Raw genomic sequence first — 25,047 nt, forward strand, 5'->3', positions numbered from 1 at the left:
ATAAAACGTGCCAAAAGATTTTCTATGAGCGAAATTATACATGAACGATATCAACAGGTAAAAAACCAAATTAAAGAAGCCTGCATAAAAGCGGGCAGAGATCCCTCAGAAGTATTACTAATTGCAGTAAGCAAACTGAAACCGGATGAAGATATCCATGAACTGCTAAAAGACAATCAGGTTCACTTTGGCGAGAACCGTGCGAAGGCCCTGGAAGACAGAATGGAGTCCATCCCGGATGAATCAATTCAATGGCACTTCATCGGGAATTTACAGACCAATAAAATTAAATATATGGCTCACCGGGTAAACTGGATTCAATCGGTTCATAAAAAGAAAGCCCTGAAAGAGATTGAGAAGCGAGCATCGAGGGAGGGAAGAATCATCAATGCCCTGGTTCAGGTAAATATCAGTGATGAAGATCAAAAAAGCGGATGCGATCCCGAAGATTTGGAAAAAATTCTAAAATACGGACAGGATCTTAAACACACGCGTGTACGGGGGTTGATGGGAATGGCAACCTTTACAGATGACCATGATGTTGTTCGGCCTGAATTTAAACTCTTGAAACAACTTTCGGATGAGCATCAGCATTTAAATGATGGAGCTGTAAACCTGGAGCATATTTCCATGGGAATGACAAACGACTTTACTGTGGCTATTGAAGAGGGCTCCACCATGGTTCGCATTGGAACAGCCATTTTTGGTGAGCGCAACTATTAAAGAGTACAAACGTTATAAAAATCGTCTTGAAAAACTTGCTATTTACGCATTTGATCTTTTACATAGACCGTAGGGTTCAATTTAAATAAACACATTATGTCTGGCGCTTTAGTTGCTGTTATTATCCTGGTTGCTATTCTTGGAGGATATTTGATTGACTATCAAAAGAACAAGCTTCAATGGGAGTCTAAAAATAGTAAACAGGATGAAGAGGTAGATGACCTGCGTAAATTGGTTCAGCAGATGAAAAAGAGAATAGAAAATCTTGAAGCCATAGCAGCACAAAATCCGGATGATTTTAAAATGAACGATGCAAATCCCCGGGATTTTATCGAAGTTGATGATAAGCAGTCCATAACGGAGGAAAACAAACAAAAAGTGGCTGACCGTGCAAAAACAAAACGTGAATAAATATGGAATATCTACAATTTCTTGAACCGTGGATGATCCCCATCGTCATTATGATCTGTGTGACGGTGATTGTTATTGTCTCGTCTGTAACAACGATTATCACGACGTCAATAAAGGAAAAGAACAGGAGTGGAGAACTGACCGAAAACAAAGAGTTTTTAAATGCTCTGCGCGAATTCAAAGAGAATATGGATTCCCGTGTGCAAAATCTTGAAAAAATTGCGGCGGCTGAAAATCCTGCCGCAGACAGATCGAAAAATCGAGTTACTCAAAAACAGAGTTCAATTGAGTTTGATTTAGATGACAACAGAACTGAGAAGGAAGCATTGAACCCGCCATCTAAACTCAAAAATATGTTAAACAAATAAATAACCGCTATTATGAATGAAGATATTTTTATCGTAGCAATTGTATTTGGCAGCATCGTATCGATCGTCTTTTTAGGCGTTATTGGCAGTATTATCAAGGCCTGGGTAAAAAAGGGATCCTCAAAGAATCTCTCTGAAAACCAGGAATTTCTATCCGCACTCCGGGAATTTAAAGAGAAGACCGATCAGCGATTATCGAACCTGGAAGCTATTGTTAGCGACGAAAAACCCTCGTCTCAAAAGAGATCAAGCACGAAAGAGCTACCCAAAAAAGAACAAAAAAGTGCTATTGAGATAGAAATTGAAAATGATGACAAAAAAGAGGACTCAAAAGAAAGTGGGAAATTGCGCAATATGTTAAATCAATAACTGTTAATTTTGGGGACTGTTTGTTTTTAAGACTTTACTCTATTTTATTATTTCATAGCTACAACATCTTATTGAATCCACATAGATCATCCCCCACATGAAATTAACAGCACTTGAGATCAAACAACAGCAGTTTGAAAAATCTCTCCGCGGTTACGACACAACAGAAGTTCAATCTTACCTGAATCTTATTGCCAGCGAATGGGAGCATATGGTTGGAAAAATTCGCGAGCTCGAAAACCAGGTTGATAAAATGAACAGCAAACTACAACACTACGAACGGGTAGAAGAAGCACTGCATGAAACCCTTCAAACTGCTAAAAGCTCTGCCGAGGAGAAATTGAGTGGAGCAAAAAAAGAGGCGAATATGATTCGCGAAAAGGCCGAGATGGAGGCAGAATCGATTGTTAAGGACGCTAATCAGCAGCGCAGGGAAGTCCGGCAAAGCATCATGCAGCTTATTGACAAACGCGAAGAGATGATTCGCAGCATGAGATCTTACCTTGAAAATACGCAGGAATCCCTCGAGCAATTCAATAAAGACGACCGATCACTTTTCACACCACCCGAGCACATCGAACAGGAAGCCAATCCTGTAGTTCAAAAGGAAAAAACAAAAGAAGAGAAGACGCATTCACCAAAGGAGAGCCGTAACATCCCCGGAGCGGAAAAAATTGACGATATCATCGACGAACTTGATTAATGAATCACCTTTTCAATATTTAATAAAATGGCATTAGACTCAGTAAAACTCTTTAGGGAAAAACGCGACGAAGCTTTACAATTTATTCAATCTCATACAGACTTACGTCCCAATTATATGTTAATACTGGGAACCGGTTTGGGGCAGCTTGCCGATGAGATGAATATAGTTGACCAGATCTCTTACGATCAAATTCCTCATTTTCCTGTTTCAACTGTGGAAAGCCATGCCGGAAAATTGCTGTTTGGCACTCTTGGCGGAAAGGAGGTGGTAGCCATGCAGGGACGCTTCCACTATTATGAAGGATACACCATGCAGCAGATCGTTTTCCCGATTCGCATACTGAAGGAGAATGGAGCTGATACACTGTTTGTAAGTAACGCTTGCGGCGGAATGAATCCCCAATATAAACGGGGGGATATCATGCTGATTTCAGATCATATCAATCTGTTGGGAGACAACCCGCTCATCGGCCCGAATGATGATGAACTGGGACCAAGATTTCCTGATATGAGTGATCCTTACACCGAACGTTTACGTGAAATTGCACAGACTGTAGCACTTGAAGACTCCATACCGATGCATCAAGGCGTGTATGTAGCTGTAAGCGGGCCAATGCTTGAAACCAAATCTGAATATCGTTTTCTGCGTTTGATCGGTGCGGATGTGGTTGGAATGAGTACCATCCCTGAAGTGATTTCTGCCGTACATATGGGAATGGATGTTTTAGGTATTTCCGCAATTACAGACGAATGTTTTCCCGACGCACTGGAACCTGTTAATATCGAAGATATTTTAGAAGCGGCCGGCATAGCAGAACCTAAAATGACAAAAGTGATCATCCGGGTTTTAGAAAAACTATAAGCACGAGTGGTTTAAAGTTAAAGTTTATTGATCAGAGTTTGATGTCAATAACCTTAGACATTGAACCTTAAACTTTAAACCAATTTTAACTACGGATAAATACTTAAATTTTGCCTGGTACTGTTATTCTTTTTGGAAAGATTGTATTTTGCATATGGAGTTCAACAGATCATTTTCCTTTTTACTTTAACCTCTAATCATATAGCGTCACTGCATGAGCACAGACGGTTTTAATGATGGTTCCACTTGGAACGAATTCCAATGGGAGTCTCACCTTAATGAAATTGAAAAGCGCAGCGAACAGTTGCGGCGATTCATCACCTCTGACCCAAAAGGAAAAACCCCTCGATGGATTACTCTTTTGCAGGAAAGCCTGGATGAACTGGATGCCGTTGAAGCATTCATAGAAGAGGAACTTCTGCTTGATGAAGCTTACTTTCCCGAAGATGAAGATGACTGGGAAGATGATGAAGATGAGTTTGATGATGACGACTTTTTCTTCAAAGATTCATCTTTTCCGTTTTATGATGAAGAGGATGAATTTGACGATGACGATTTTGACTATGGCGAAGAATGGAAAGAGTTAAGCGATGATTTTACGCTCTCCGATTATGGCTCCATAGAAAACCTTGATATCTACCAGGATGCCCGATCCTATGCTGTTGATACTCTGAAATGGGCTGAAATGATTCCCCGGCAGATGCAAAACAAACATGTACATGATTACATCACCAACGTTCTGAAGATAACGGCCAAACTTGCCGGTGGTTATTCGTTTGGCTTTGAGCAAGATGTGTTGGGCGGAAACATCGCCTATACAAAAAAAGCTCTCTACAGTGCCAATTCAGCGTTGAAACATCTTCATTACATGAAAAAGGAACCTTACATTACCTCTCTTGCCTATTCTAAATTTCACGAGCGGTTGTTTGAGCTTCGAAACGATATAGGAATTTACATCCAGGAATTACGAGATCGATTTCAGCTGGGGCTTGAATAGCCGCGCTTCTCTTTAATCTCTCTAATTTTTTCCCGGATGATGTCAACCAACTCATTCACCTCATTCAGATGTGTTCGTACCGACAGAATTGCAACACGAAAAAAGAAAACTCCATCCACTTCTGTTGTTGAGAGGAAAAAACGCCCATCTTTTAAAATCAATTTGTGAAGCTCTCTATTTAATGCATCTAAATCATCACCACCGGGATTCCACCGAAACATAAAGATGCTCAGTTGAGGTTCAGGGCCAACTTCAATTTCATCCATCGACTTCATCTTTTCCCACAAGTATCGGGCTAATAACTGCTTTTCATCCAGGGCATCCCGAAATCGTTTCACGCCATGTAACTTCAACGGCATCCACATTCGTAAGCCCCGAAAATGTTTACTCAATTCAGGTGATATCTCAGCCGGAGAATAGATACCGGATTTAATATTCGCATCTTTCATATAGTTGGCTTCAAAGCGGTGAGCTTCGGCCAGCTTCTTCACATCTTTTACAATTAGAGCGCCGGTTCCGTAGGGAAGAAACAACCCTTTGTGGGGATCCATCACAACAGAATCTGACTTTTCAATACCCTTGAGCTTTTTCTTCCCATCTTCCGTCAGGATAAAAAATCCACCGTATGCGGCATCCACGTGATACCATAAATCGTTCTTTTTTGCCGTTTCACCAATCTCATCCAATGGATCTATCGCCCCGGTATCAGTTGATCCGGCCGATGCCACCACAACCCAGGGAATCAATCCATCTTTCCGATCCTGATCTATGCTTCTTTCCAGTTCAAATGGAATCATCCGAAACTTATCATCCATCGGGATATACCGGCGGTGGCACTCTCTCATCCCAATAATATTCAGCGCCCGGTCTACGCAGTGATGTGTTTGCTTCGTCAGATATACTACGGCTTTGGAATAGTCCGCAGCTTTTAACCCGGCACTGTCTCTTGCCGTAACCAACGCTGTGAGATTTGCATGACTTCCGCCGGATGACAAATACCCACCCGGCTGCTCATCATACCCGATCAATTCACACAACCAGTTTATAAGCCTCGTTTCAATAACAACCGCTCCGGGCGAGGATGCATACACTCCCGCATATCGATTGGTCATAGCAGCTAAAAAGTCTCCTACAGCCGATGAAGCCAATCCTCCGCCGGGGATATAACCAAAATGGCGGCCCGATACGGTATTAAGGCCGGGCCGAACCACAACATTTTCAATTTGCCGGATGATCTTTTCTGCCCCGCCGGGTTCCTCATTTACCGGTTCATCCAGCAATTTTTTTACGGATTCATCAAACTCCCGATATGCTTTTTGATCTTGCTGAGAATCATAAAACCGATTGGCATAATTGATGGCCACATTTTGCAGGTGAATTCTCTCTTTCGGATCTGGATCTAACTTTGAAGAACTTTGTTTGAGTTCTATAAGTTTTTTTTGAATCATCTACTGGGCAAATAACTTTTGATATTTTAATTGGTTCAAATATCGCGAAAATTTTTTCCATTTTAGACAAACATTCTGTACTTATTCTCTAATTAAACCTCAACTCATTCAGATAAAATTCACGGCATGAAAAAACTGACTGCACTCTGTATCACGTGTTTCATTTTCTTTCTTTCATCGAGCCTGCTTTTCGGTCAGCAGAACAACAGAGGTGATTATAAAATTGTAGGATATGTAGCCGGCTGGCACGATTGGTCCACCGGGATGATTGATGCACAGAAACTCACTCACATCAACTACGCTTTTGCTGATATTATTGACGGCAAAGTTGCCTCGTACCTGGATAATGATAACTACAACTTTCGGATGCTGGATTCGCTCAAGACAGATAATCCCGATCTGAAAATTTTGATTTCGGTCGGCGGCTGGTCTCGTTCCAAATTCTTCTCAGACGCAGCTTTGACAGAAAAATCCCGCGAACTGTTTGCAGAAAGCGCTGTTGATTTCATGAAAAAATATAAGCTTGATGGCGTGGATCTCGACTGGGAATATCCCGGATTATCCGGCGATGGAAATGTCTACCGCACAGTAGACAAACAGAATTTCACGCTGATGTTAAAAACATTGCGCGAACACCTCGACAGGCAAACAGAATTAGATGGGAGAGATGAGAATCCATATTTACTGACTATTGCCACCGGTGCCAGCAAAAATTACCTGGAGCACACCGAAATGCACAAAGCCCATCAGTACCTCGATTTCATCAATATTATGACGTACGATTTTCACACCGGCGGATCGCCTGTTGCGGGTCATCATTCCAACTTGTATCCATCGCAAAGCATCCATTTTACGGGTCCATCGGCCGATCAATCGGTACAATGGCATATTGATGCCGGAATTCCGTCTGAAAAGCTGGTACTTGGCGTGCCGTTTTATGGAAGATCGTGGTCAGGTGTTCGGCCAGAGGATAACGGTCTTTATCAATGGACGGGCGGTGACGAACGCGGCTCAGCCGGATTTGACAGGCTTAAAGATGAACTGATCAACAAAAATGGATTTACCCGTTACTGGGATGATGAAGCCAAAGCCCCTTACCTTTGGAATCCCGATACACAAACCATTTTTGTGTACGATGATGAGGAATCACTCCAAATTAAAACGGATTACATCAAAGCTCGCGGCCTGGGAGGAGCGATGTTCTGGGAATACAGCAGTAATCTTGGGGAAGAGTTGTTAAATGTCCTCTATGATGGCTTGAATGATTGATACTCAAAAAAATAAATAGTCTCTCTCTTTTTAAACCTGATTAAGAATAGACTATAAATCCTCGGCCATTTCGCCTGACACTAAATAGATAATACGTTCGCAAATATTGGTTACCCGGTCGCCAATTCGCTCCAGGTTATGGGATGCCCACAACAGATGAGTACATTGAGAAATATTATCGGGATTTTCGATCATAAACGAGAGAAGCTCTCTGTAAACCTGGTTGTACAGATCATCGATATCATCATCCTGGCTGTGGATCATTCTGGCGGATTTTTCATTGTGATTCACATACGCCTTCATCGAATTTTCAACCATATCTACTGCAATTTCTCTCATTCGCGGAACATCAATCAGCGGTTTTACGTGCTTCTCATCACCAATCATCAGAGTGATTTTTGCAATTCCGGCAGCATAGTCACCAATTCGCTCCAATTCTGTATTAATGGTAAGAAGTGCAATCAGTTCTCTTAAATCAGAAGCGACCGGCTGCTGTGTAGCAATGAGATTAATACAATCATCTTCAATTTCCCAGCGAATATCATTGATGATTTTGTCCTCTTTTTTAATCAGTTTCGCTTTTTTCAGGTCCTGATCAACCAAAGCATCTACAGACTCTTCAATCGCTGATATAACTTTTTCTGACATATCAATCAGCTTCTGATTAATCTCTTCAATTTGTTCTTGTGTTATCGTATTCATCATAATATCCAAATTACTTAAAGGCTATATCACTATCCAAAACGCCCTGTAATATAATCTTCTGTCTTCTTCTTTGTTGGATTTGTAAACAACGTTTTTGTATCTCCGAGCTCAACAAGGTTTCCTACATAGAAAAAAGCCGTTTTATCAGAAACGCGGGCTGCCTGCTGCATATTATGAGTAATAATGACAATAGTTATATCCTTTTTCAGCTCGTGTATTAAATCTTCAATTCGAAGTGTTGATTGAGGATCGAGTGAACTGGTTGGTTCATCCATCAGCATCACTTCGGGTTCTACGGCTAAAGCACGTGCTATAGAGAGGCGCTGCTGCTGCCCGCCGGAGAGGTCAACAGCGGCTGTATCTAAACGATCTTTCACTTCATCAAACAGAGCCGCCTGTTTCAGGGCTTTTTCACATGCTTCGTTTAGCGTATTTTTATCCCGGATTCCCACCAATTTTAAACCGGCCACAACATTATCATAAATAGACATGGTTGGAAACGGTGTGGGCTTTTGAAATACCATACCAATTTTTCTGCGGATAATAACCGGGTTGATATCCTCGCCATAGATATTGGTATTTTCAAGAAGTACTTCTCCTTCAACTTTGGCAACCCTGGTTAGATCGTGCATTCTGTTTAGCGCACGTAAAAAAGTTGTTTTACCGCATCCAGATGGACCAATCAGTGCCGTAACTGTTCTATTTTCAATTGGAATAGAGATATCTTTTACACCGATCTCTTCTCCATATTTTACAGTTAGATTTTTGGTTTCCATTTTTAAACTCATGTCACGATGGTCTTTGGTTTCATAGAATTTAATAGCAGATTTCTTTTGCTGTTTTGGCTCTTTGACTACAATCGACATAGTATCATCTCCCTAACTTTGCTGCATTTTATGTCTTGTTAAATACCTGGCGGTTACAAATGTTAAGATTACAAAACTAAACAGAACGATTGCCGCTGCCCAACCCATACCATGCCACTCTTCGTAAGGACTGATAGCCAGGCTGTAAAGCCGCTGTGGCAAGGTATCTACCGGCTCGAAGAAAAATCCCAGCCAACTGTTGGGCAGGTAGTTATTGCCAAAAGAAGTAAACAGCAATGGAGCCGCTTCACCTGCCGCACGGGCAAATGCCAGCAGAACGCCGGTAACCAATCCGGTTTTAGCCGCGGGCACGACCGTTGAAAGTACCACTCTCCAACGGGGAATTCCAAGCGCGAGACCGGCTTCCCGGATCGTCCAGGAGATTCCCTGAAGAGCACTTTCGGTTGTTCGGGCAATAATCGGCAGCATCACAAAACAGAGGGCAACCGAACCGGATATTCCCGAAAAGGTTCCCATTGGTTTAACAATTAAAACAAACGCAAACAGTCCTTTTAAAATGGCCGGCATTCCGTTCAGCGTATCATTCATAATTCTGAGAGTGGGATTCAGCGCATGCTCGGGATATTCGGAAAGCATAATGCCTGCACCTATTCCAATCGGCACGGCGATAGCCAAAGCGAGGAGGTCAACAACTACAGTTCCAAGAATGGTGTGAACAAGGCCTGTAGGCTCTCCCAACATAGCCCTTGATGGCGAACCAAGTTCTTCTGTAAAAAAATCGTAGTTTAAAGCACTCACTCCCTCAATAATTACATGAGCGAAGATAATAACCAATGGAGCAAGCACAACGATTGTTGCAACAATCAGCAGGCCCTCCATTATTTTTTCATGAATTCTGCGCCTTTTTAAACTTTTCATACTGCGTTGCTGCCTCCAACTGAAATTTTCCTGTTAATGTATGCAGCGGTTAGATTTACAATTAGTGAAATAATAAAGAGAAGAAAACCGATCGCCATCAAACTGGACAGATGCAGGCTTTCAACCGCCTCACGAAATTCATTCACAATAACAGACGGCATCGTTGCGGCGGCACCGAAAACAGAAAACGGAAGCGTGTTTTTATTACCAATCAACATAGCTACGGCCATTGTCTCGCCTATTGCACGGCCCAGCGACAGAATAGCTCCGGCCACAATACCGCCTCTTGCATAGGGTAAAACAGCCATGCGAATTACTTCCCACCGGGTTGAACCCAACGCCCACATCGCTTCCCGCTGATCTTTTGGAACGGCCTGGATGGCATCTTTTGCAAGAGATGTTGTGTAGGGCACAATCATCAGTGCCAAAACAATGGTAGCGGTAGCCATTCCATACCCGATTGGGTTTCCAAGTATCGGTAATAGCGCCGGATAACTTGCTTCTGCCCATTCGTAAATTGGTACGTAAACCGCGTCACGCAACCAGGGTGCAAGGATAAAAATACCCCAAATCCCGATAACCACACTCGGGATGGCTGCAATGAGTTGAACTAAATTGTCGATAATACTTGAAAGCCATTTAGGTGCATACTCTGCTGAAAATATAGCCACCGCAAGAGCCGGGAAAAAAGAGATCAGCAGTGCAACACTGCTGGTAATAATAGTACCGAAGAGAAATGGCCATGCACCAAATACCAGTTGAACAGCAGGGTCCCAGGTTGTATTCGTAAGGAACTCAAAAAAACCGAATTTATGAAGAGCTAAACTTCCCTCATCATATAAAACCCAAGCCATCCCCAGGGCAAGTAATATGATAGAAATCCCCAGGCTTATGACGACTACAGAGAAGATTTTATCGCCCAGCCACCGGTAAAGAATACCCGGTTCTTTTTTTAATTCGTCCCCGTCAGGCGACTGCTTTGATAATTCAGACATCGTTTAAAATTCTATTTATCGCAGAGTTAAAATATTCTAAAATGATTAGTGTCGAGTCAAGAATCAAATGTCGGTTAAAAAGTCCCCTACTTTCCTCCAAAGGGATACCTTCGGGAGAAGGGGGAAAGCGAACGGAGTGAGCAGGGGGAATGTACACCCCTCCCGGCTTCGCCGTACTCCCCTCCAGGGGAGAATAACCACCCCGGCCCCTTCTTCATAAGGAGGGGAAAATTATAACTCCATTCAGAAAACTGAAATTTTATACTTGACATAGTACTATATCAACCCTTGTTCTTCGAGTAATTTCCGTCCAATCTCTTCACCTTCCCATTTTATCTGCCGGATCATCGCGATATTTTTTTCTAAAGCTGCATCCGGAATTCTCGCAAAGCCAAGCGGTTCCGCCAGATCCTGCCCTTCCGTGATACTCCAAATCAGGAATTTGACAAGCTCTTCTGCCTGCCGCCGGTTTTCAATGGCATTGTTTTGATCGAGATTTTCATAAACCAGCATCCAGGCAAAACCGGCAATCGGATATCCATTTTCGGCCGGTGTATTGGTAAACAGAATTCGTGTGTCATCGGGCAGTTCAATATCTGCGGCTGCCGTGGTTGCTTCGTAGGAGGGTCGAATAACATTCCCGGAACTGTTTATTACCGATCCGTACGACATATCGTTTAAGACGGCATAGGTAAGGCTGTTATATCCAATGGCACCCGGTGTATTCATCACCGTTCCGGCAACTCCTTCGTTTCCGTTACCCCCAATCCCGGTTGGCCAGTTGACGCTGGTTGCATATCCTACTTTTTCTCTCCATTCATCAGAAACTCTGGTCAGGTAACTGGTCCACACATTTGTGGTTCCCGATCCGTCCGATCTGTGGACAACCGTAATGTTTCTGTCCGGCAGATCTACATTTGGATTCAGCTCGGCAATTTTGGCATCATTCCATCGTGTAATATTCCCTAAAAATATATCGACCAACACCTCACCGCTAAACACAAGGTCTTCTTCAACCGATGGCAGGTTGTAGGTTGGCACAACATCAGCCAGGGTTATGGGCATATTAAACGCCTTTCCACCTGTCTGCTCTTCGATATTTGCAATCACTTCATCGGAGAGAAAAGCTTCACTCATTCCAAACATCACGGTCTGTTCCATAAATTGCCGGACACCTCCGCCGGAACCGATGGACTGATAGTTGACGGTAACACGACGATTTGTAAGATCTCTGTATTCATCAGCCATATTTGTAATTAATGGCGCAGGAAATGTAGCACCAGCACCCAGTATGTTTGTTTGTTCCTGCGAAGTGGATCCCTCTTCACCCCCACCACACGAGATTATTAAAACCGACAGAACCAGAACTCCTAATAAGCTGCTAAGTCTTTTCATTTTGATATAACGGATTTTGTTAATTGCATTTTCTGAAATCATTTAGTTCTAAAACTTACAAACTCAATGTTACCTAACTATTAACAATTGGAAATTAATGCGTTCATTGGTAAAAGGACCCTAAGCGTCCGAAGGTCCATCTTTAACAAAGTGATCGCTTTGTGGGAAACGTTCTTTTATGGAGACTTGCTTTAAGAAAACATGACGCTTGCCCCAACGGGATGCCTTGAGTAAAGAGCTTCCGCTCTGTCTGTCTGCCGAAACCTCGGCAAAGGTAAGCTTCAGCCGCTTCTCCAATAGGGATCCATCGCGGGGAAGGACATTTTTTGGTTAACCGGCAAATGCGTGGGAATTAGACTGAGGACTTACCCCATTTTTATGATGTAACCTTGTTGCACATGCTTTATTCTTTTGTCTTGATACAAAAGAAAGAAAAGATCAAGGCTGTGAATAGTCGGCGGCGGACACGAGTTCACCGTGGAATCCTTTCAATGGTCCATATCGCCCAAAAACTTTAAAATTCGCTATTCACCGGTATGAAAGGATTCTTCTCACGGTTCAATCGTTGTCCTTTTTTCCGCCAACTATTCAAGGCCTACCCATACTAATTAATTAAGTTTCCACTTATAAAATAATACAAAGTATTGATATTATTTTGTTTATAGATTATGAATTTTGAATTTCGGGGTAACTCCACAATTAGACTGGGTAGATTTTTTCATTTACCCAGCAAATTTGCAATGGGTATTTAGGATGGGCTGTAAAAAAAGATTGGCAAATTTGTTGGCTGAGGCTTCAATCAGCCGCCAATTGTTGTCATCGTCCGGTTTTTCTGATTGGATAAGTTAAACATACCGGCGTGTTTGGCTTTTTTGTGATAGAGTGCTTCCCTTATGATGGATTCCAGGTTGTCGCCATTTCGTAAGGGTTGCAGAAGATTGGTCTCGTCGGGGGAGAACAGGCAGTTTTTGATGGAGCCGTTGGCCAGCAGGCGAATGCGATTGCAGCTTCCGCAAAATTGCTCACTCATGGAACTGATGACACCGATTTGTCCTTTGAATCCATCGATGGAGTAGTGCTTGGTGGTGTCATGCGGGGCATCTTCATCACGAATTAATGTGTATCGCTCCGAGAGGCGTTCCCGGATCTCATCTGCCGACACCATTTTTTCATTATTCCAGCGGTTACCGTCAAACGGCATAAATTCGATGTAGCGGATAATGATCGGAAGGTCTTTCGCAAGTAGCGCGAAATCTGCAATCTCTTCCTCATTCATTCCTCGCATCACCACCATATTTATTTTGGTATTAAATCCGCGCTCCACAAGGGTATAGATATTTTCAAGCACGCGATCAAAGCCAGAACGGCGGGTGATCAGGTTGAATTTATCGGCGTCCAGCGTGTCCAGGCTGACATTTACATTTCTCAGGCCGCATGATTCAAACACGTCAATAAACCGGTCGACGATCAATCCGTTGGTTGTGATGGCAAGCTCAACCGGCCGCTTGCCCAGTTCGTGAAGAATGTGATCGGCATCTTTTCGCACGAGAGGCTCCCCGCCGGTAAGGCGTATTTTATTGACTCCCAGTTCAATAAACGTATCAATAATTTGCAGCAGCTCTTCGTAGCTGCAGATATGTGATTTCGGAGTCAGATCAATTCCTTCTTCCGGCATGCAGTAGGTACAGCGAAAATTACACCTCTCGGTGAGAGATACTCTCAGGTAATTGTGAACGCGTCCATGTTTGTCTTTTAACATGTATTATTGGATATCGATGTTCAAAATTCTAAATACTGGCTGCGGAGCAAGTTCAATCTAATAATCAGGTAAATTTTAGTTTTACCCACATCCTAAAAAGTACGCTGAATAAAGCTCATTTTAAAATCATTTCGGTCGCTTTTCTGTCCACTACCGCAACATTATCAAGAAGAGATATTTCGGTAATTTTCCCTATTTCATTCGATGTGAATTAGCTACATGAATTATAATAGCAAATTAAACAGGTACCCGGAAAGAATAATGAAGAGGGTAACGATTCCGAAAAAGATGGCAATTAATTTAAATGTCATCACTTTTTTCAACAGAGTACCTTCGGGCAGAGATAGGCCAACCGTAGCCATCATAAAAGCCAGGGCGGTTCCGAGCGGTATCCCTTTTGTGACGAAGACTTCAATAACCGGCACGATTGCCGCTGCATTTGCGTACATAGGAACAGCGAGTATTACCGCAGCCGGTACAGTCCACCATCCGCCACCGCCCAAATAGGTGGCAAAAAAGTTTTCAGGAACATATCCGTGCATGGCAGCGCCAATACCAATTCCAATGATAATGTAAACCAAAACACCGCTGACAATACCCCACGCTTCCCGGGATATTCCGGGCAGGCGATCCCGAAACGAAGGATTCTCTTCCTCATGATATTCTGTATTTGACTGGTTGGAGTTCTCAATGATTTTTTTGGCCCAGTCAGAAAGCAAGGGTTCTAAATTGAACTTTCCTAAGAGCCAGCCGCCAAATGTACCCAGCAGAATTCCCGATCCGGCGTATATCAGTGTGGTTTTTACACCAAACAGCCCGATAAACATCGCAATTGCGATCTCATTTACAAGCGGTGAGGTTATCAAAAACGCAAATGTTACGCCCAGCGGTATTCCACCCTGCACAAAACCGATAAACAGAGGTACGGACGAACAGGAGCAAAAAGGTGTGACCGCTCCAAAAATTGCCGAGATAAAGTACTCCAAACCATACAGCTTTTTCCGGTGCAGAAACGAACGAAGCCGTTCAACCGGAAAATAGGCGTTTACGATTCCCATCAGGAAAACGATGATGAAAAGCAGAATGAGTATCTTTATGGTATCGTATACAAAAAAGTTCAGGGCTGTTCCAAGCTGTGAATCCGGACTTAATTGTATCGTCGAAAAGATGAGCCAGTCTGCAAATGATTGAATCCATTCAAACATAGTATGAACCTGCTTCTAATTTTTTAATTTGATGACGTACTGCAGCAAGAATCACCCATGCTGCCATCAAGAATGAACTGGGGATCACCAATAGTTGGAAAACCCTTTGAAACCCAGCGATTCAAACCAAATTTCATATTTGCCACGAGGTTGTTGTCGAACCCATTGTGAATGAGAAAATTAACAGCTCTCAGGCTTCTTTCACCCATTCGACACACAACCACTACCTGCTCATTTTTTGGAATATCGTTATAGCGATTTTCAAACTCAGATAGTGGAATGTGCTTGATTTTCGGCGCATCAAACGCCAGTTGATCAACTTCATTCTGTTCACGTACATCAACCAGTAATGCCCCGTCTTTAATCCACGTTTGAGTCGTTCCGGGACATATTTCTTTTATTTGATCTTGTTCCATTGTGCTTCTCTTGATTTGTTTACTGTTCCAATAATTTTTTGATTTCACTCACCTGGGCCACTCGTCCCTTAATGTGAATTGTGTCGTCAATCAGCAGTACCGGAGTCGTTAATACGTTGTATTTTAACATCTCTTCCATCTCTTCTACTTTTTCTACATCCGCCTGAATATCTGTATCCTCTAAGGCTGTCAAAACATTTTGATAGGTGGTTTTACATTTAGGGCAACCGGGGCCGAGAATTTTTATTTTTTTCATGTCTGATTAAGTATGTTTGTGTTTTTATTTCATCGCAAATATACGAATAATTACTCCATTTATCGTAATTTTACGATGAATAGGTTGATTGTTTTTATCTATTGATATCATCAGGGAAGTTATTTACCGAGAATTGAATTACTTTTGGCTCTATTTTGATCGGTGTGGGTAAAATTAAGTATTCTTTTATTACTACAAGATACAAGCCCAATCTACACTGGTATTCTGCAGTCAGCAATACGACCCTGAAAGAGGACTTACCCCATTTTTATGATGTAAACATGTTACATGTAGTTTGTTCTTTTGTCTTGATCCGCCGGTGGTCGGAGATTCTACAAAAGAACGAAAAAAATCTAGGCCCATTACACTCCCATGTTTACCATTTCCACTTTATAAAAATTATAAAACACTGATTATATTTGTCTTAGATATTTTAATATGAAAATATTGGGTTAACTTCTCGACCCTGAAAGGGTTATAGAACACAGCCTGGGGCATCGCCCCAGGTAAACGGATACAGGTTAAAATACCATCGGCTCTTCATCCAATTATAGCACATATCCCATTTCGATGGTTGTTCTCCGGGCCGAAACAACGCCCAGTTACTCCTAACTGATTCACAGACACGACCCCTTCGAAAAGGCATGGAGCGTTGATGGCATCTGTTGCCTCGGGATATGATTGACTCGAACCTGCAAACCTGGGGCGATGCCCCATAAGCGTTAAGTTAAACTAAATATAGTAGAAATTGGTAGAATTTCCCCTCCTTATGAAGGAGGGGCTGGGGGTGGTTGGACCGGAATCTCTTCCTTCAAAAGGAGTGTGAAAAATGACATGACCTATTTGAACCACCCCTTAATCCCCTCCTTGGGAAGGAGGGGAGATATTCAGAAACTCAAAATATATTATAAGTAAATATTAAGTTAGCGTTCATGGGGCGGTGCCCCAGGCTGAAATATGTGACCCTTTCAGGGTCTGATTCAAAAGCTGATATCAGGAGTATCTATCTCATTTAAAACCTTTCAAAATTATTGAAAAGCAAATAACCTTCATTTGTAACTTGTAATAAAAAACCATCTCATATCCACACTGATCAATATAGAGACGAATTGTTTAAATCCGTGATTGGTTTCTACTACCAAACACATGTTAAAACGCAAACTGTGCAAGCATTTTAATACCTGCAATCAGCAAAACGATGGAGAGCAAATATTGGATATAAAAAGCCTTCACTGATTTAACGCCATAACGGGAACCGATAAAACCACCAATCACGACAGGGATAACAAAATAGAGTGCCAGAGGCCACTGTATCTGTGTTGAAAACGCATGGCCTATGATTCCGCTGGTAGAATTGACAAGAATAAACAGTGCGCTCACAGCCGCAATATTTTTCAATTTTCCCCAGCCAAGGAAGAGCATAAACGGAGTTAGAAAAATACCGCCTCCCACGCCAATCAGCCCCGAAATAAATCCGATCACCAAACCTGAGAGTAGCGCAACAGGAACATGAATAGGTTTGTTTTGCTCTATTTCCTCTTTTTTTAATGTTCTCAGAAAGACGATTCCTGCCATTAATAAAAGAACCATACCGACAATCGTGAAAAACAGATTGGCACCTACAGTAACATATCCGCCTAAAAAAGCGGCCGGAATTGAAGTCACTGCAAACGGCCAGAAAAGAGTCCACTCAAAATGTCCGCGGCTCCCATAGTTATAAAGTGCAATAGATGATACCAGGATGTTGAGAATCAGCACCACGGGAACCAGTTCCGGCGAAAAATATCCGGTGAGTGTAAGTACAGCTATGTAACCCGAAGCACCGCCATGGCCGACTGAACCGTAAATAAACGCAATCAATAAAAAAAGAAACAGCAGATAGAGAGGAAACTCCATTATAAACTTTGAATACTACCTGTAAGGATCTATTTACTCTTCTGCTTCTTCATCAATAATATCATCCACCCAGGTCATGGCAGCCATCATCGACGGCATTCCAAGTGTGGGCAACAAGAGCAATACCACATGATGAATCTCTTCCTTTGTGCAGCCTGCCTCAAGTGCTTTCCTCGTGTGTGAATGCACAGCTCCCTCTTTTTGAGCTCCGCACGACATCGCCAGTTTCACAAGTTCTCTCGTTTTCTGATCGATGGGACCCGCATTATGAACAGCATGGCCCAACTGGGCATACGCCTGGCCCACATCGGGGTATTCTACTGTAAAATCGATGAAGGGCTTGTGGGATGTTTTTTTTCTTTTTGTCCATAAATTCTTTTTGAATTTAAAAAGTGGTGAGGTGCTGAAAACTATTTTTCGGCACCATTGAGTAATGTAATCATTTTGCATGTGCTTAGCGGTGAAAAAAGCAATCACTCCAAAATCTGAAAAGTTTTCAATTCGTTTATTAATTATCTATTACCGTCTGCTTTAGCTGACGGAGAATTGGGGATCAAGAAGGAACTGGCTTTAGCCACAATCGGCTTAAGAAACTCATTTTATCATATAAGGCGAACATCATCCCTTTAGCTTTTCCCAACCATACTTTTTATATAAACTCATGTTCTGTTCCTTTCCGAGAGAGATCAGACAATGAGCATATCAGATGTGGCTAAAGCCACTCGTTTTCTGGACGCTGCTTGTCCGTCAGCTAAAGCAAACGGTAATGGATATCTCTGGCTTTCTTGTAGCCTGCTTTCCCGAAATATATCGAGGGATTTTCAGTTCCTCAAACCGCTAAACAGAAACATAATTTTATTGATTACACTTTTTCCACTTTCACCCAGGTATCGTAAAATACCGCGCTGCCGCCAGTAATATCGCTGAAAGCCGTGTTTTTCAAATAAGGATCTACAGCCATTACGGCATTGGCGTGTATACCACGTCCGCGACGTTCATCGCCTTCAATCACATCACCATCCACAATAGTATCACGGGCACCGTTACCCCACTGGCCAAAGCCAAGCGAGAAAGTAATGGTGCCGGGGCGCAATCCTTCTACAACTTTAATTTTGCCTTTTACTTTTTTGGTTCCCATTTCACCAAGGTTCCAAATTCCTTCCGGGTTGGTTTTGCTTTTAATGATGACCTCATCATCTGATTTTAACCCTTTTTCACGTGCTGTCATACTGTTCATCAGCACGTAATTTTCAGGACTGATGGCCAACAGCCAGTATGAAACGTTTGTTCTGGATTTTGTCTGTGTTGTTTGCCGATACGTACTCAACTGAAGATCATAGCCTTCTTCCCAATCTCTGACTTCTCTGCCAAGGCTATCTGTAACGGGGTTATGCTCAGGAATACCACTGAAATGTTTACCGGTCATACTGTTAATGGTTCTTGCCGTATTTTCGCAATACATATTGACCTGTTTATCATAAGCATTGGTAAGCTGCTCACCTTTGTAAGTATCCGGATAGTTCATAAATCGCCCGCCTCGCGTCATCACATAAGCTACTTTTTTCCAGAGTGTTTCATCGCCAACGCTCTCTTTCCAGCGGTTGACATCAAAGACATACGGTTCGATGTGTTTCCGGGTCTTTTCCAGAAGCTCGAGTTCTTCAACTGAGGCATCGGGCACCGGTGTACCATCGGAAGCCATGTTGGCCACCATTTTCAGATAGAAGTGATCGGGATGGGTGAATTTCTCGCCCTCTCCAAATCCATTTTCTCCAAAGCCGCTCAGATTTATGCCTTCAGCAAACGCCATGAGCATACTTTCCAGGCTCATATACTGCTCTTCGCCGAATACCTTACAAGAATCTACAAGAGGAGTAATGACCGGAGTACGAACACCCTGTACGGTTTGGGTACAGTTGGGATGCGTACCATGAAATTCCCATCGTTCGAGGTAGGTTCCGTCCGGGAAAATATAGTCAGCGAATGCGGAGGTGGCCCCCACCGTAATATCACTTGCAATAAACAGAGGTATTTTATCTGTATCGCTCATAATTTCATTGAGCTCATGTCCGGCAGGCAGCGAGTAGTTCGGTGCTCCCATATACATTATAAAAGCTTTGACCGGGTACGGATAGGCGTCGCCCATGGAAGGAATCACTTCCTGATAGATATCAGACGAAAGCGGATACCACGGTCGTTTAGCCGGGTAGCCTTCAAATGCGGTATGCTTTTCATACGACTCCCCGTGGCGTACGATGTCGGTGCCAAACGGGTATAACTTATCAGGATGCATATTTTTAAGGTAGAATGGGAGGCCATCTTTACTGCCATCTACATTGTAGGTAGATGGATAGCTCAATCCACCTTTCCAACCATAATTACCAATCAATAAATTCAGGCTCATCCATGCCGCAACATTATAATAGCCATTTGTATGCTGGGATACTCCGCGGTGAATATCCGCCACTGCTTTTTTACCGTGTGCTGTAAATTCCCGTGCAACTTCGGCAATCAGTTTGGGCTGAATATCACAAAGTTCAGCCCACTCCTCAATAGTATACTCTTTGGATGATTCATAGAGTAACTGCATACTGCTTTTTACTCGAATGCCACCAACCGTTGTATCTACTAACAGATCTCCGGTAACGGCGTTTCGGGTATCATTTGGATTTAATGATCTGATATTGCCGTTTTCCAGTACAATAAATTGATCTGAATCTCCTGCCGGACGGATATTGGAAGGCAGGTCACCTGCTCTCAGAAAATCGCCCGGTTCTCCGTTTTGGTCAATTTTTACCAGCCAAGGCGCGTTGCTCCAGTTGGGTTCATTAACAGCCGTGGCTGCTGCCTTATTTGCCGCTCGCAGGTAGGTTTCGTCATATCGTTTATTGTCGATAATCCATTGGATCAGTGCCAATGCAAGTGCTGCCTCGCTGCCGGGTTTAGCCGGCATCCATTTCCAGGCTTTGGCTGCCAGCTTGCTCATTCTTGGGTCAACGACCGCAAACTTGAGCCTTCCTTCAGTAAGTCCGTTTGTAATTTTGTTTGTTCTAAGCGGGGGGCCGTAACCACCTTCAAAAGCGTTTGATCCGGCAAAAATGACAAATTCGGAATTCTGTAGATCCGCTTGCCAATAGGCTTTTTCACTGCCGGTCCATTCTCCGTCAATGTATTGAGTATTCATAGCTTTAGAAGCAAAATAGAGTGATCCCTGGCATGTTGTAGTGTGTCCAGGTTTGTTAACACTGCCGAAAGCTTCATGCACAAAGCGTTTTACAAATTCGGATCGGCCGGCTTTCATACGTCCGTAATTGAATACGAGCTGGTTGTTTTTCGGGCCTAAATCGGGATGATCAGGATCGATGAGTTTATCCAGATGCTCACTGTATTTTTGTTTGAATTGAGCAACGGTCATCTCTTCGTTATGAATTTTATCCACATCAGCTTTCATATCCTTCATCAGTTTGGGATCGCGCATGGCGCAAATATCCTTCAGTCCTTCAACCTCGCGATTTTCTTCACCCTGCAGGTGGCTGAATATCTTACCACCATTTACAATTTCATTTACGGCCTGATCATAAGGAATGCTTTTCCATTTACCGCTTCCACGCTTCCCATCTCGTTTCAACACGGTACGAATTCGGTATGGATCATACATGGTTTGGATGCCGGCCTGACCTTTGGGACATATGGCACCGTCCAGTTTTGCAATCTGCTTGTTGGCCGGACTGTGATTGTAGCGTATATGAGGATTCATCGTCCAGGGGCTGAACGGATTCCCGTCAATTTTAACTACCACTCCGTCAGAAATTTTTGCTTTAATATGGCATCCTGTATTGCAATTTAGGCAGGTAGTGTAGATGATATTTTCCGGGTTCGCAATATCATAGAACTGCTCTTCGGAAAGTTCTCCAGACATCACTTTTTCCGTCATTTCGTCCGCGCGTTGGCATTGCGATAACAGTGCCGGAACACCACCAACAAATGCTGCTGTTTTTAAAAAATCTTTTCTGCTAACGCCTTTTTTATTTTCTGAACTCATATCAATACCGTGCTTAGTGATGAAAAATTTTGTGATGATTACTGATTATCAAGTGTTCGTTCGAAATAGGGCTGAAGGATGTATTTATATCCAAGCGTAAAAATGAATAGTGCAAGGCCAACGGCGAATATAACGACCAACCATTCAACCAATGCGGGAGTGTACTCGAACGATAACTTAGAATGATTAAATGCCTCCGCAATTCCTTCCATGCCCGACATTGGATAGGCCAGTCCAGGAATGATAATATTGACAGGAACCATGGAGAAGCCGATCAGATAGAAAACAGCAGCGGCTCCCATTGCTTTTAAGTTTTTACTATAAAAGAACAGCAGTATAAGTGGAATTACGATCCCTATACCAAGGTGTATGATCCATGTGGTCCACCAGTAGGGACCAAAAAGAACAAGATCCAGGGCATCGTTATAGGCCGGGACATTGGGAAAAGCAATAATTAACGCGTTCCCGAGAGCTGCGATAATTCCAATAGAGATCGCTCCCAAAAACGCACGAGATAAATTTTCTGCTGTATCTGTATATGCTTCTGTTCCCTTAGTTGGAGAGAATAGCAGATGAATAAGGGTCAGTAGCGCGACACCTGCCACAATAGAGGCAATGAAGAACATGAGCGGCATAACCGATACGTTCCAGAACGGACGCGCTGCAACCACACCAAACAGGGCTCCAACCAAACTAATAAAAACAATCCCAATCGGAACACTGATATAGCTCAGCCGTTTCAGAAGCACATCCTTATTTTTAATGGTGGCGTAGAGCATGCCTAACAGCAGAAAAATAAAGAGGATATGCGTCCAGATTTCCCAAATCATTACCGAGCTAAAGCTGGGTTCCAGGAACACTTTCCATGCCCGGAATGGGTGACCAAGTTTAGTTCCCACAAGAGTCATCGCTGCCGCCAGTGCGGATATTGCAGCTATGAGCACCACGGGCGTCAGCTTTTTCAAAGATTTCATTTTCATGCCATAGTAGAGAATAGTGAAGGCAAGAATGGTCCCTACTTCTATCCATATCATATAGATATATGCGCCAACCAGAAGACCCCAGGGAACATAACTGGTGAGAGCGCCGTGATTGTGCATCACAAACATCTGGAACAGGCCAATAGCTCCGACAATTAAAGCCAGAATGGCTACACCCAATGATATTCTGAAATCTTTTTTTCTTTCTATTTTAAATGTTGCTGTGCTTGAAGACATAACGAAATGTTCTAAAGTGTTAAAGATATATCAGGTGAGGTAGTAAACCCGCGGTTTGGTACCCAGCTCTTCTTTCAACCTGAATTGATTGCGCTGTCCAATCAGTTCTGAAACCAGGCTATTTGGATCGTTTGCATCACCGAAATAGGTGGCATACCCGATGCAGGTGGTTACACAGGATGGAAGCATGCCTTCATCGAGTTTATGCGTGCAGAAATGGCACTTTCGTACACTGCCAATCACAGGGTCTCCCGATTCGTGCGTATAACCTTTGCCATATTCGTAATTGGCTGCTATTTCATACGGCTGCTTGGCGGGAGTTCCATCGGTGTAATTAATACCAAAATCGAACGTCCGTGCGTGGTACGGACATGCTGTAATGCAATATTTACATCCAATACATTGGTCGTAATCCATATCAACAATACCATCAGGCCGTACCCAGGTTGCATTTACCGGGCAAACAGGTACGCAGGGAGGCTCCTCACACTGCATACAGGGTCGCGGCAGCGATTGTTGAGATACGTTTGGATAGGTTCCAATTTCTTCTTCAATTACCGGCCGATAAACCACGGCCGGAGGAAGATGATTCTCTGCAACACAGGACACTGTACAGGCACCACAACCCGTACATTTTCGCAGATCGATGATCATCACCCAGCTTCGTTCCTTCAATGGGTTTTTCCATCGCCATGCTGCAGTTCTTTCTGCATTCGGATGATCATATTTTCATGCTCATCTATATCAAAGACAGGCCATATCCTTCAAGGAAGTTGATCATCCGGTGCATCCGTTCAGGATCTTCTTCAACGGCTGCCAAGCCCTTCTTTCACTAACAGCCGGTAAAGACATACATTCCGGTTCCGAGCAGAGTTATTGCCTGTTTTAGAAATCGTTTACGATTATTTTCCGGCATTTCCTCCACCGAGTCTTCCGGCTCCATTCCAAAGATCTCTTTTAACTGATTCTCGTCCTCAACTACTGAGATATCTTTAGTGGGCTTTTCTGACTTGTAAAATGGATTCATAATCTTTGGATTTTAGTATCGGCTAAAATGAGTAATAAATGGTTGTTCTCAGAATAATATCTGTTTTACGGTCTTCAATTTCATCTCTTTTTTCATCATAAATATTAAAGTAGAGGTTGGGCATGATGCTTACCCGTTCTATTGGCTGGTATTTTAACCCAAGGATTACAAGGGATTGATTGGAAAAAAACCGGAGATCGTTGGGATATATTTTATTGGTACTGAAATCAGTGTCGGGATCAAACCTGTCATATCGCCCAAAAAATTCTAAATCATTACTGATTCGAGGTATGTTAAATGCAGCGAATACCGAATATAAAAGTGGCTTTACTTCATTAAATCCCTGAGCTGTTTCTACATTATTAATAATTCGGGCAACTTCCCCGCCAAGACGAAATCGATCTGTCTCATAGCCTAAAAATCCGCGAAGAATAGAGTTTTCTCTGTCATCTCCCTGCGACTTATAGTTAAACATAGTTTCAACTGTAAGTCGGCTGTCCAGAAATTTTGCGAATACAGATCCGGTGTATTCCAGCCGCTTGGTTTCTGTTGGCCTGTTTCCGGTTCCGTTTCCTACCAACGTAGTAAAACCGAAGTTTGAATTTTCATCAAACGTTGCACTGTATGAAATACCCTGGTCAGCAGAGCGTCCAATGCCCCGGGCATCCAGAGCCTCTTTTTCTACGGAACGGTATCCGAATGATTTTTCCGGAAAGGAAAAGATTGGAGTTGGAATAAGCCCAACGCTCACAACATTGTTGTGAAGAAAATCTACTGGAACATTCCACCGAATATAGCCAAGCTTCACAATTGGAGAAAATTTTCCGCTTGGATCTATCGTACCCGAATTTGTTTCAAATAGAACACGAGTTGTTAGATTACTTGAAATATCATGATCGAAGCCCACATAAATTCTACGTAGGTTACCTCCGATGGCGTTTTTCTCAGTATTCATAAATTCTCCACGTCCCCAGAGCGCCTCATCTCCATCCGCTTTCCAATACATATCTCCAAAAACGTATCCCCAAACTTCTAATTTTGGTTCATCTTCGGAACTGGTTTGGGCAGTTACCACTCCCTGGGTTAAGGAAGGCAAAGCCCAAAAATATTATTCCAATTTTTAATAAGAATCTCATAATCAATGAATTTTATTTATAACGGCTTTTTTTAAACTAAGACAAAGGTATTTATTCCGTCATTAAAGTCCGAAATACCTTTTTCTTTAACTATTAGTAGA

The 25,047-nt window shown here is 42.8% G+C and carries 25 protein-coding genes; 8 read left to right on the forward strand and 17 right to left on the reverse strand.

Annotation, left to right across the window (positions count from 1 at the left end; all coding sequences use genetic code 11):
* The first annotated feature begins 24 nt into the window (after nucleotides 1–24).
* The 7 genes from U5K72_01465 (at nucleotide 25) to U5K72_01495 (ending at nucleotide 4,435) form a co-directional block, all read left to right on the forward strand.
* Complete coding sequence (locus U5K72_01465; GenBank protein ID MDZ7717469.1) at nucleotides 25–723, forward strand: YggS family pyridoxal phosphate-dependent enzyme; 699 nt, start codon at nucleotides 25–27, stop codon at nucleotides 721–723.
* Nucleotides 724–819: 96 nt separating this feature from the next.
* Entirely contained in the window at nucleotides 820–1,134 is a 315-nt protein-coding gene (locus U5K72_01470) for a hypothetical protein (protein ID MDZ7717470.1), read from the forward strand.
* 2 nt (nucleotides 1,135–1,136) lie between these two features.
* The gene (locus U5K72_01475) at nucleotides 1,137–1,502 is read left to right on the forward strand and encodes a hypothetical protein (protein MDZ7717471.1); all 366 of its coding nucleotides are present in this window, start codon (nucleotides 1,137–1,139) and stop codon (nucleotides 1,500–1,502) included.
* A 12-nt stretch (nucleotides 1,503–1,514) separates the two neighbouring features.
* On the forward strand, nucleotides 1,515–1,871 hold the full coding sequence (locus U5K72_01480; GenBank protein ID MDZ7717472.1) for a hypothetical protein: 357 nt from the start codon (nucleotides 1,515–1,517) through the stop codon (nucleotides 1,869–1,871).
* 97 nt (nucleotides 1,872–1,968) lie between these two features.
* Nucleotides 1,969–2,574: a DivIVA domain-containing protein gene (locus tag U5K72_01485; GenBank protein MDZ7717473.1), complete on the forward strand. Its 606-nt coding sequence runs from the start codon at nucleotides 1,969–1,971 to the stop codon at nucleotides 2,572–2,574.
* 27 nt (nucleotides 2,575–2,601) lie between these two features.
* Nucleotides 2,602–3,438 (forward strand): purine-nucleoside phosphorylase, encoded by an 837-nt coding sequence (locus U5K72_01490; protein MDZ7717474.1) that lies wholly within the window; start codon nucleotides 2,602–2,604, stop codon nucleotides 3,436–3,438.
* Between the two features lie 214 nt (nucleotides 3,439–3,652).
* A complete protein-coding gene (locus tag U5K72_01495; protein MDZ7717475.1) occupies nucleotides 3,653–4,435 on the forward strand; it encodes a hypothetical protein in 783 nt (260 codons plus the stop codon).
* Here U5K72_01495 and U5K72_01500 read toward each other — a convergent pair.
* On the reverse strand, nucleotides 4,417–5,883 hold the full coding sequence (locus U5K72_01500) for an aminotransferase class V-fold PLP-dependent enzyme (GenBank protein ID MDZ7717476.1): 1,467 nt from the start codon (nucleotides 5,881–5,883) through the stop codon (nucleotides 4,417–4,419). The genes U5K72_01495 and U5K72_01500 overlap by 19 nt on opposite strands.
* Before the next feature lie 126 nt (nucleotides 5,884–6,009).
* Here U5K72_01500 and U5K72_01505 point away from each other — a divergent pair, with 126 nt between their 5' ends.
* Nucleotides 6,010–7,152 (forward strand): glycoside hydrolase family 18 protein, encoded by a 1,143-nt coding sequence (locus U5K72_01505; protein MDZ7717477.1) that lies wholly within the window; start codon nucleotides 6,010–6,012, stop codon nucleotides 7,150–7,152.
* A gap of 51 nt (nucleotides 7,153–7,203) precedes the next feature.
* Here the strand turns inward: U5K72_01505 and phoU are convergent, their stop codons facing one another.
* The 16 genes from phoU to U5K72_01585 all read right to left on the reverse strand — a co-directional run bounded on the left by phoU (nucleotide 7,204) and on the right by U5K72_01585 (nucleotide 24,906).
* Nucleotides 7,204–7,857: a phosphate signaling complex protein PhoU gene (gene phoU / locus U5K72_01510; GenBank protein ID MDZ7717478.1), complete on the reverse strand. Its 654-nt coding sequence runs from the start codon at nucleotides 7,855–7,857 to the stop codon at nucleotides 7,204–7,206.
* Between the two features lie 29 nt (nucleotides 7,858–7,886).
* Nucleotides 7,887–8,723, reverse strand: coding sequence for a phosphate ABC transporter ATP-binding protein PstB (pstB, locus tag U5K72_01515; protein ID MDZ7717479.1), 837 nt, complete (start codon nucleotides 8,721–8,723; stop codon nucleotides 7,887–7,889).
* Between the two features lie 12 nt (nucleotides 8,724–8,735).
* Nucleotides 8,736–9,602, reverse strand: a complete 867-nt coding sequence (gene pstA, locus U5K72_01520; protein MDZ7717480.1) for a phosphate ABC transporter permease PstA — start codon at nucleotides 9,600–9,602, stop codon at nucleotides 8,736–8,738.
* Nucleotides 9,599–10,597: a phosphate ABC transporter permease subunit PstC gene (pstC, locus tag U5K72_01525; protein ID MDZ7717481.1), complete on the reverse strand. Its 999-nt coding sequence runs from the start codon at nucleotides 10,595–10,597 to the stop codon at nucleotides 9,599–9,601. Before pstC ends, pstA begins: the two co-directional genes overlap by 4 nt.
* Nucleotides 10,598–10,873: 276 nt before the next feature.
* Nucleotides 10,874–11,992 (reverse strand): phosphate ABC transporter substrate-binding protein PstS, encoded by a 1,119-nt coding sequence (gene pstS, locus U5K72_01530; GenBank protein MDZ7717482.1) that lies wholly within the window; start codon nucleotides 11,990–11,992, stop codon nucleotides 10,874–10,876.
* Between the two features lie 799 nt (nucleotides 11,993–12,791).
* The gene (gene moaA, locus U5K72_01535) at nucleotides 12,792–13,751 is read right to left on the reverse strand and encodes a GTP 3',8-cyclase MoaA (protein MDZ7717483.1); all 960 of its coding nucleotides are present in this window, start codon (nucleotides 13,749–13,751) and stop codon (nucleotides 12,792–12,794) included.
* 224 nt (nucleotides 13,752–13,975) lie between these two features.
* Nucleotides 13,976–14,956 carry a permease gene (locus U5K72_01540; GenBank protein ID MDZ7717484.1) on the reverse strand — a complete coding sequence of 327 codons (981 nt, stop codon included), beginning with the start codon at nucleotides 14,954–14,956 and terminating at the stop codon, nucleotides 13,976–13,978.
* Between the two features lie 23 nt (nucleotides 14,957–14,979).
* Nucleotides 14,980–15,372 (reverse strand): rhodanese-like domain-containing protein, encoded by a 393-nt coding sequence (locus U5K72_01545; protein MDZ7717485.1) that lies wholly within the window; start codon nucleotides 15,370–15,372, stop codon nucleotides 14,980–14,982.
* Nucleotides 15,373–15,391: 19 nt separating this feature from the next.
* Nucleotides 15,392–15,628 (reverse strand): thioredoxin family protein, encoded by a 237-nt coding sequence (locus tag U5K72_01550; protein ID MDZ7717486.1) that lies wholly within the window; start codon nucleotides 15,626–15,628, stop codon nucleotides 15,392–15,394.
* 1,149 nt (nucleotides 15,629–16,777) lie between these two features.
* Nucleotides 16,778–17,524, reverse strand: coding sequence for a sulfite exporter TauE/SafE family protein (locus U5K72_01555; GenBank protein ID MDZ7717487.1), 747 nt, complete (start codon nucleotides 17,522–17,524; stop codon nucleotides 16,778–16,780).
* A 33-nt stretch (nucleotides 17,525–17,557) separates the two neighbouring features.
* A complete protein-coding gene (locus U5K72_01560) occupies nucleotides 17,558–17,974 on the reverse strand; it encodes a carboxymuconolactone decarboxylase family protein (GenBank protein ID MDZ7717488.1) in 417 nt (138 codons plus the stop codon).
* A gap of 412 nt (nucleotides 17,975–18,386) precedes the next feature.
* Nucleotides 18,387–21,566 (reverse strand): molybdopterin-dependent oxidoreductase, encoded by a 3,180-nt coding sequence (locus U5K72_01565; protein MDZ7717489.1) that lies wholly within the window; start codon nucleotides 21,564–21,566, stop codon nucleotides 18,387–18,389.
* A 38-nt stretch (nucleotides 21,567–21,604) separates the two neighbouring features.
* Entirely contained in the window at nucleotides 21,605–22,783 is a 1,179-nt protein-coding gene (gene nrfD, locus U5K72_01570; GenBank protein MDZ7717490.1) for an NrfD/PsrC family molybdoenzyme membrane anchor subunit, read from the reverse strand.
* A gap of 30 nt (nucleotides 22,784–22,813) precedes the next feature.
* Entirely contained in the window at nucleotides 22,814–23,458 is a 645-nt protein-coding gene (locus U5K72_01575) for a 4Fe-4S dicluster domain-containing protein (GenBank protein ID MDZ7717491.1), read from the reverse strand.
* 157 nt (nucleotides 23,459–23,615) lie between these two features.
* Nucleotides 23,616–23,810 (reverse strand): hypothetical protein, encoded by a 195-nt coding sequence (locus U5K72_01580; GenBank protein ID MDZ7717492.1) that lies wholly within the window; start codon nucleotides 23,808–23,810, stop codon nucleotides 23,616–23,618.
* A gap of 22 nt (nucleotides 23,811–23,832) precedes the next feature.
* Entirely contained in the window at nucleotides 23,833–24,906 is a 1,074-nt protein-coding gene (locus U5K72_01585) for a hypothetical protein (protein MDZ7717493.1), read from the reverse strand.
* Between the last annotated feature and the right edge of the window lie 141 nt (nucleotides 24,907–25,047).

The organism is Balneolaceae bacterium, assembly GCA_034521495.1.
Classification (GTDB): domain Bacteria; phylum Bacteroidota; class Rhodothermia; order Balneolales; family Balneolaceae; genus Rhodohalobacter.

Bases quoted from the DNA above. Each gene is read 5' to 3' on its own strand.
- U5K72_01580 (MDZ7717492.1), bottom strand. From the start codon at position 23,810: ATGAATCCATTTTACAAGTCAGAAAAGCCCACTAAAGATATCTCAGTA.
- U5K72_01490 (MDZ7717474.1), top strand. From the start codon at position 2,602: ATGGCATTAGACTCAGTAAAACTCTTTAGGGAAAAACGCGACGAAGCT.
- pstA (MDZ7717480.1), bottom strand. From the start codon at position 9,602: ATGAAAAGTTTAAAAAGGCGCAGAATTCATGAAAAAATAATGGAGGGC.
- U5K72_01550 (MDZ7717486.1), bottom strand. From the start codon at position 15,628: ATGAAAAAAATAAAAATTCTCGGCCCCGGTTGCCCTAAATGTAAAACC.
- nrfD (MDZ7717490.1), bottom strand. From the start codon at position 22,783: ATGTCTTCAAGCACAGCAACATTTAAAATAGAAAGAAAAAAAGATTTC.
- U5K72_01505 (MDZ7717477.1), top strand. From the start codon at position 6,010: ATGAAAAAACTGACTGCACTCTGTATCACGTGTTTCATTTTCTTTCTT.
- U5K72_01545 (MDZ7717485.1), bottom strand. From the start codon at position 15,372: ATGGAACAAGATCAAATAAAAGAAATATGTCCCGGAACGACTCAAACG.
- U5K72_01480 (MDZ7717472.1), top strand. From the start codon at position 1,515: ATGAATGAAGATATTTTTATCGTAGCAATTGTATTTGGCAGCATCGTA.
- moaA (MDZ7717483.1), bottom strand. From the start codon at position 13,751: ATGTTAAAAGACAAACATGGACGCGTTCACAATTACCTGAGAGTATCT.
- pstB (MDZ7717479.1), bottom strand. From the start codon at position 8,723: ATGTCGATTGTAGTCAAAGAGCCAAAACAGCAAAAGAAATCTGCTATT.
- U5K72_01565 (MDZ7717489.1), bottom strand. From the start codon at position 21,566: ATGAGTTCAGAAAATAAAAAAGGCGTTAGCAGAAAAGATTTTTTAAAA.
- U5K72_01470 (MDZ7717470.1), top strand. From the start codon at position 820: ATGTCTGGCGCTTTAGTTGCTGTTATTATCCTGGTTGCTATTCTTGGA.
- U5K72_01475 (MDZ7717471.1), top strand. From the start codon at position 1,137: ATGGAATATCTACAATTTCTTGAACCGTGGATGATCCCCATCGTCATT.
- U5K72_01560 (MDZ7717488.1), bottom strand. From the start codon at position 17,974: ATGCAAAATGATTACATTACTCAATGGTGCCGAAAAATAGTTTTCAGC.
- pstS (MDZ7717482.1), bottom strand. From the start codon at position 11,992: ATGAAAAGACTTAGCAGCTTATTAGGAGTTCTGGTTCTGTCGGTTTTA.
- U5K72_01500 (MDZ7717476.1), bottom strand. From the start codon at position 5,883: ATGATTCAAAAAAAACTTATAGAACTCAAACAAAGTTCTTCAAAGTTA.
- U5K72_01540 (MDZ7717484.1), bottom strand. From the start codon at position 14,956: ATGTTTGAATGGATTCAATCATTTGCAGACTGGCTCATCTTTTCGACG.
- phoU (MDZ7717478.1), bottom strand. From the start codon at position 7,857: ATGATGAATACGATAACACAAGAACAAATTGAAGAGATTAATCAGAAG.
- U5K72_01465 (MDZ7717469.1), top strand. From the start codon at position 25: ATGAGCGAAATTATACATGAACGATATCAACAGGTAAAAAACCAAATT.
- U5K72_01485 (MDZ7717473.1), top strand. From the start codon at position 1,969: ATGAAATTAACAGCACTTGAGATCAAACAACAGCAGTTTGAAAAATCT.
- U5K72_01555 (MDZ7717487.1), bottom strand. From the start codon at position 17,524: ATGGAGTTTCCTCTCTATCTGCTGTTTCTTTTTTTATTGATTGCGTTT.
- U5K72_01495 (MDZ7717475.1), top strand. From the start codon at position 3,653: ATGAGCACAGACGGTTTTAATGATGGTTCCACTTGGAACGAATTCCAA.
- pstC (MDZ7717481.1), bottom strand. From the start codon at position 10,597: ATGTCTGAATTATCAAAGCAGTCGCCTGACGGGGACGAATTAAAAAAA.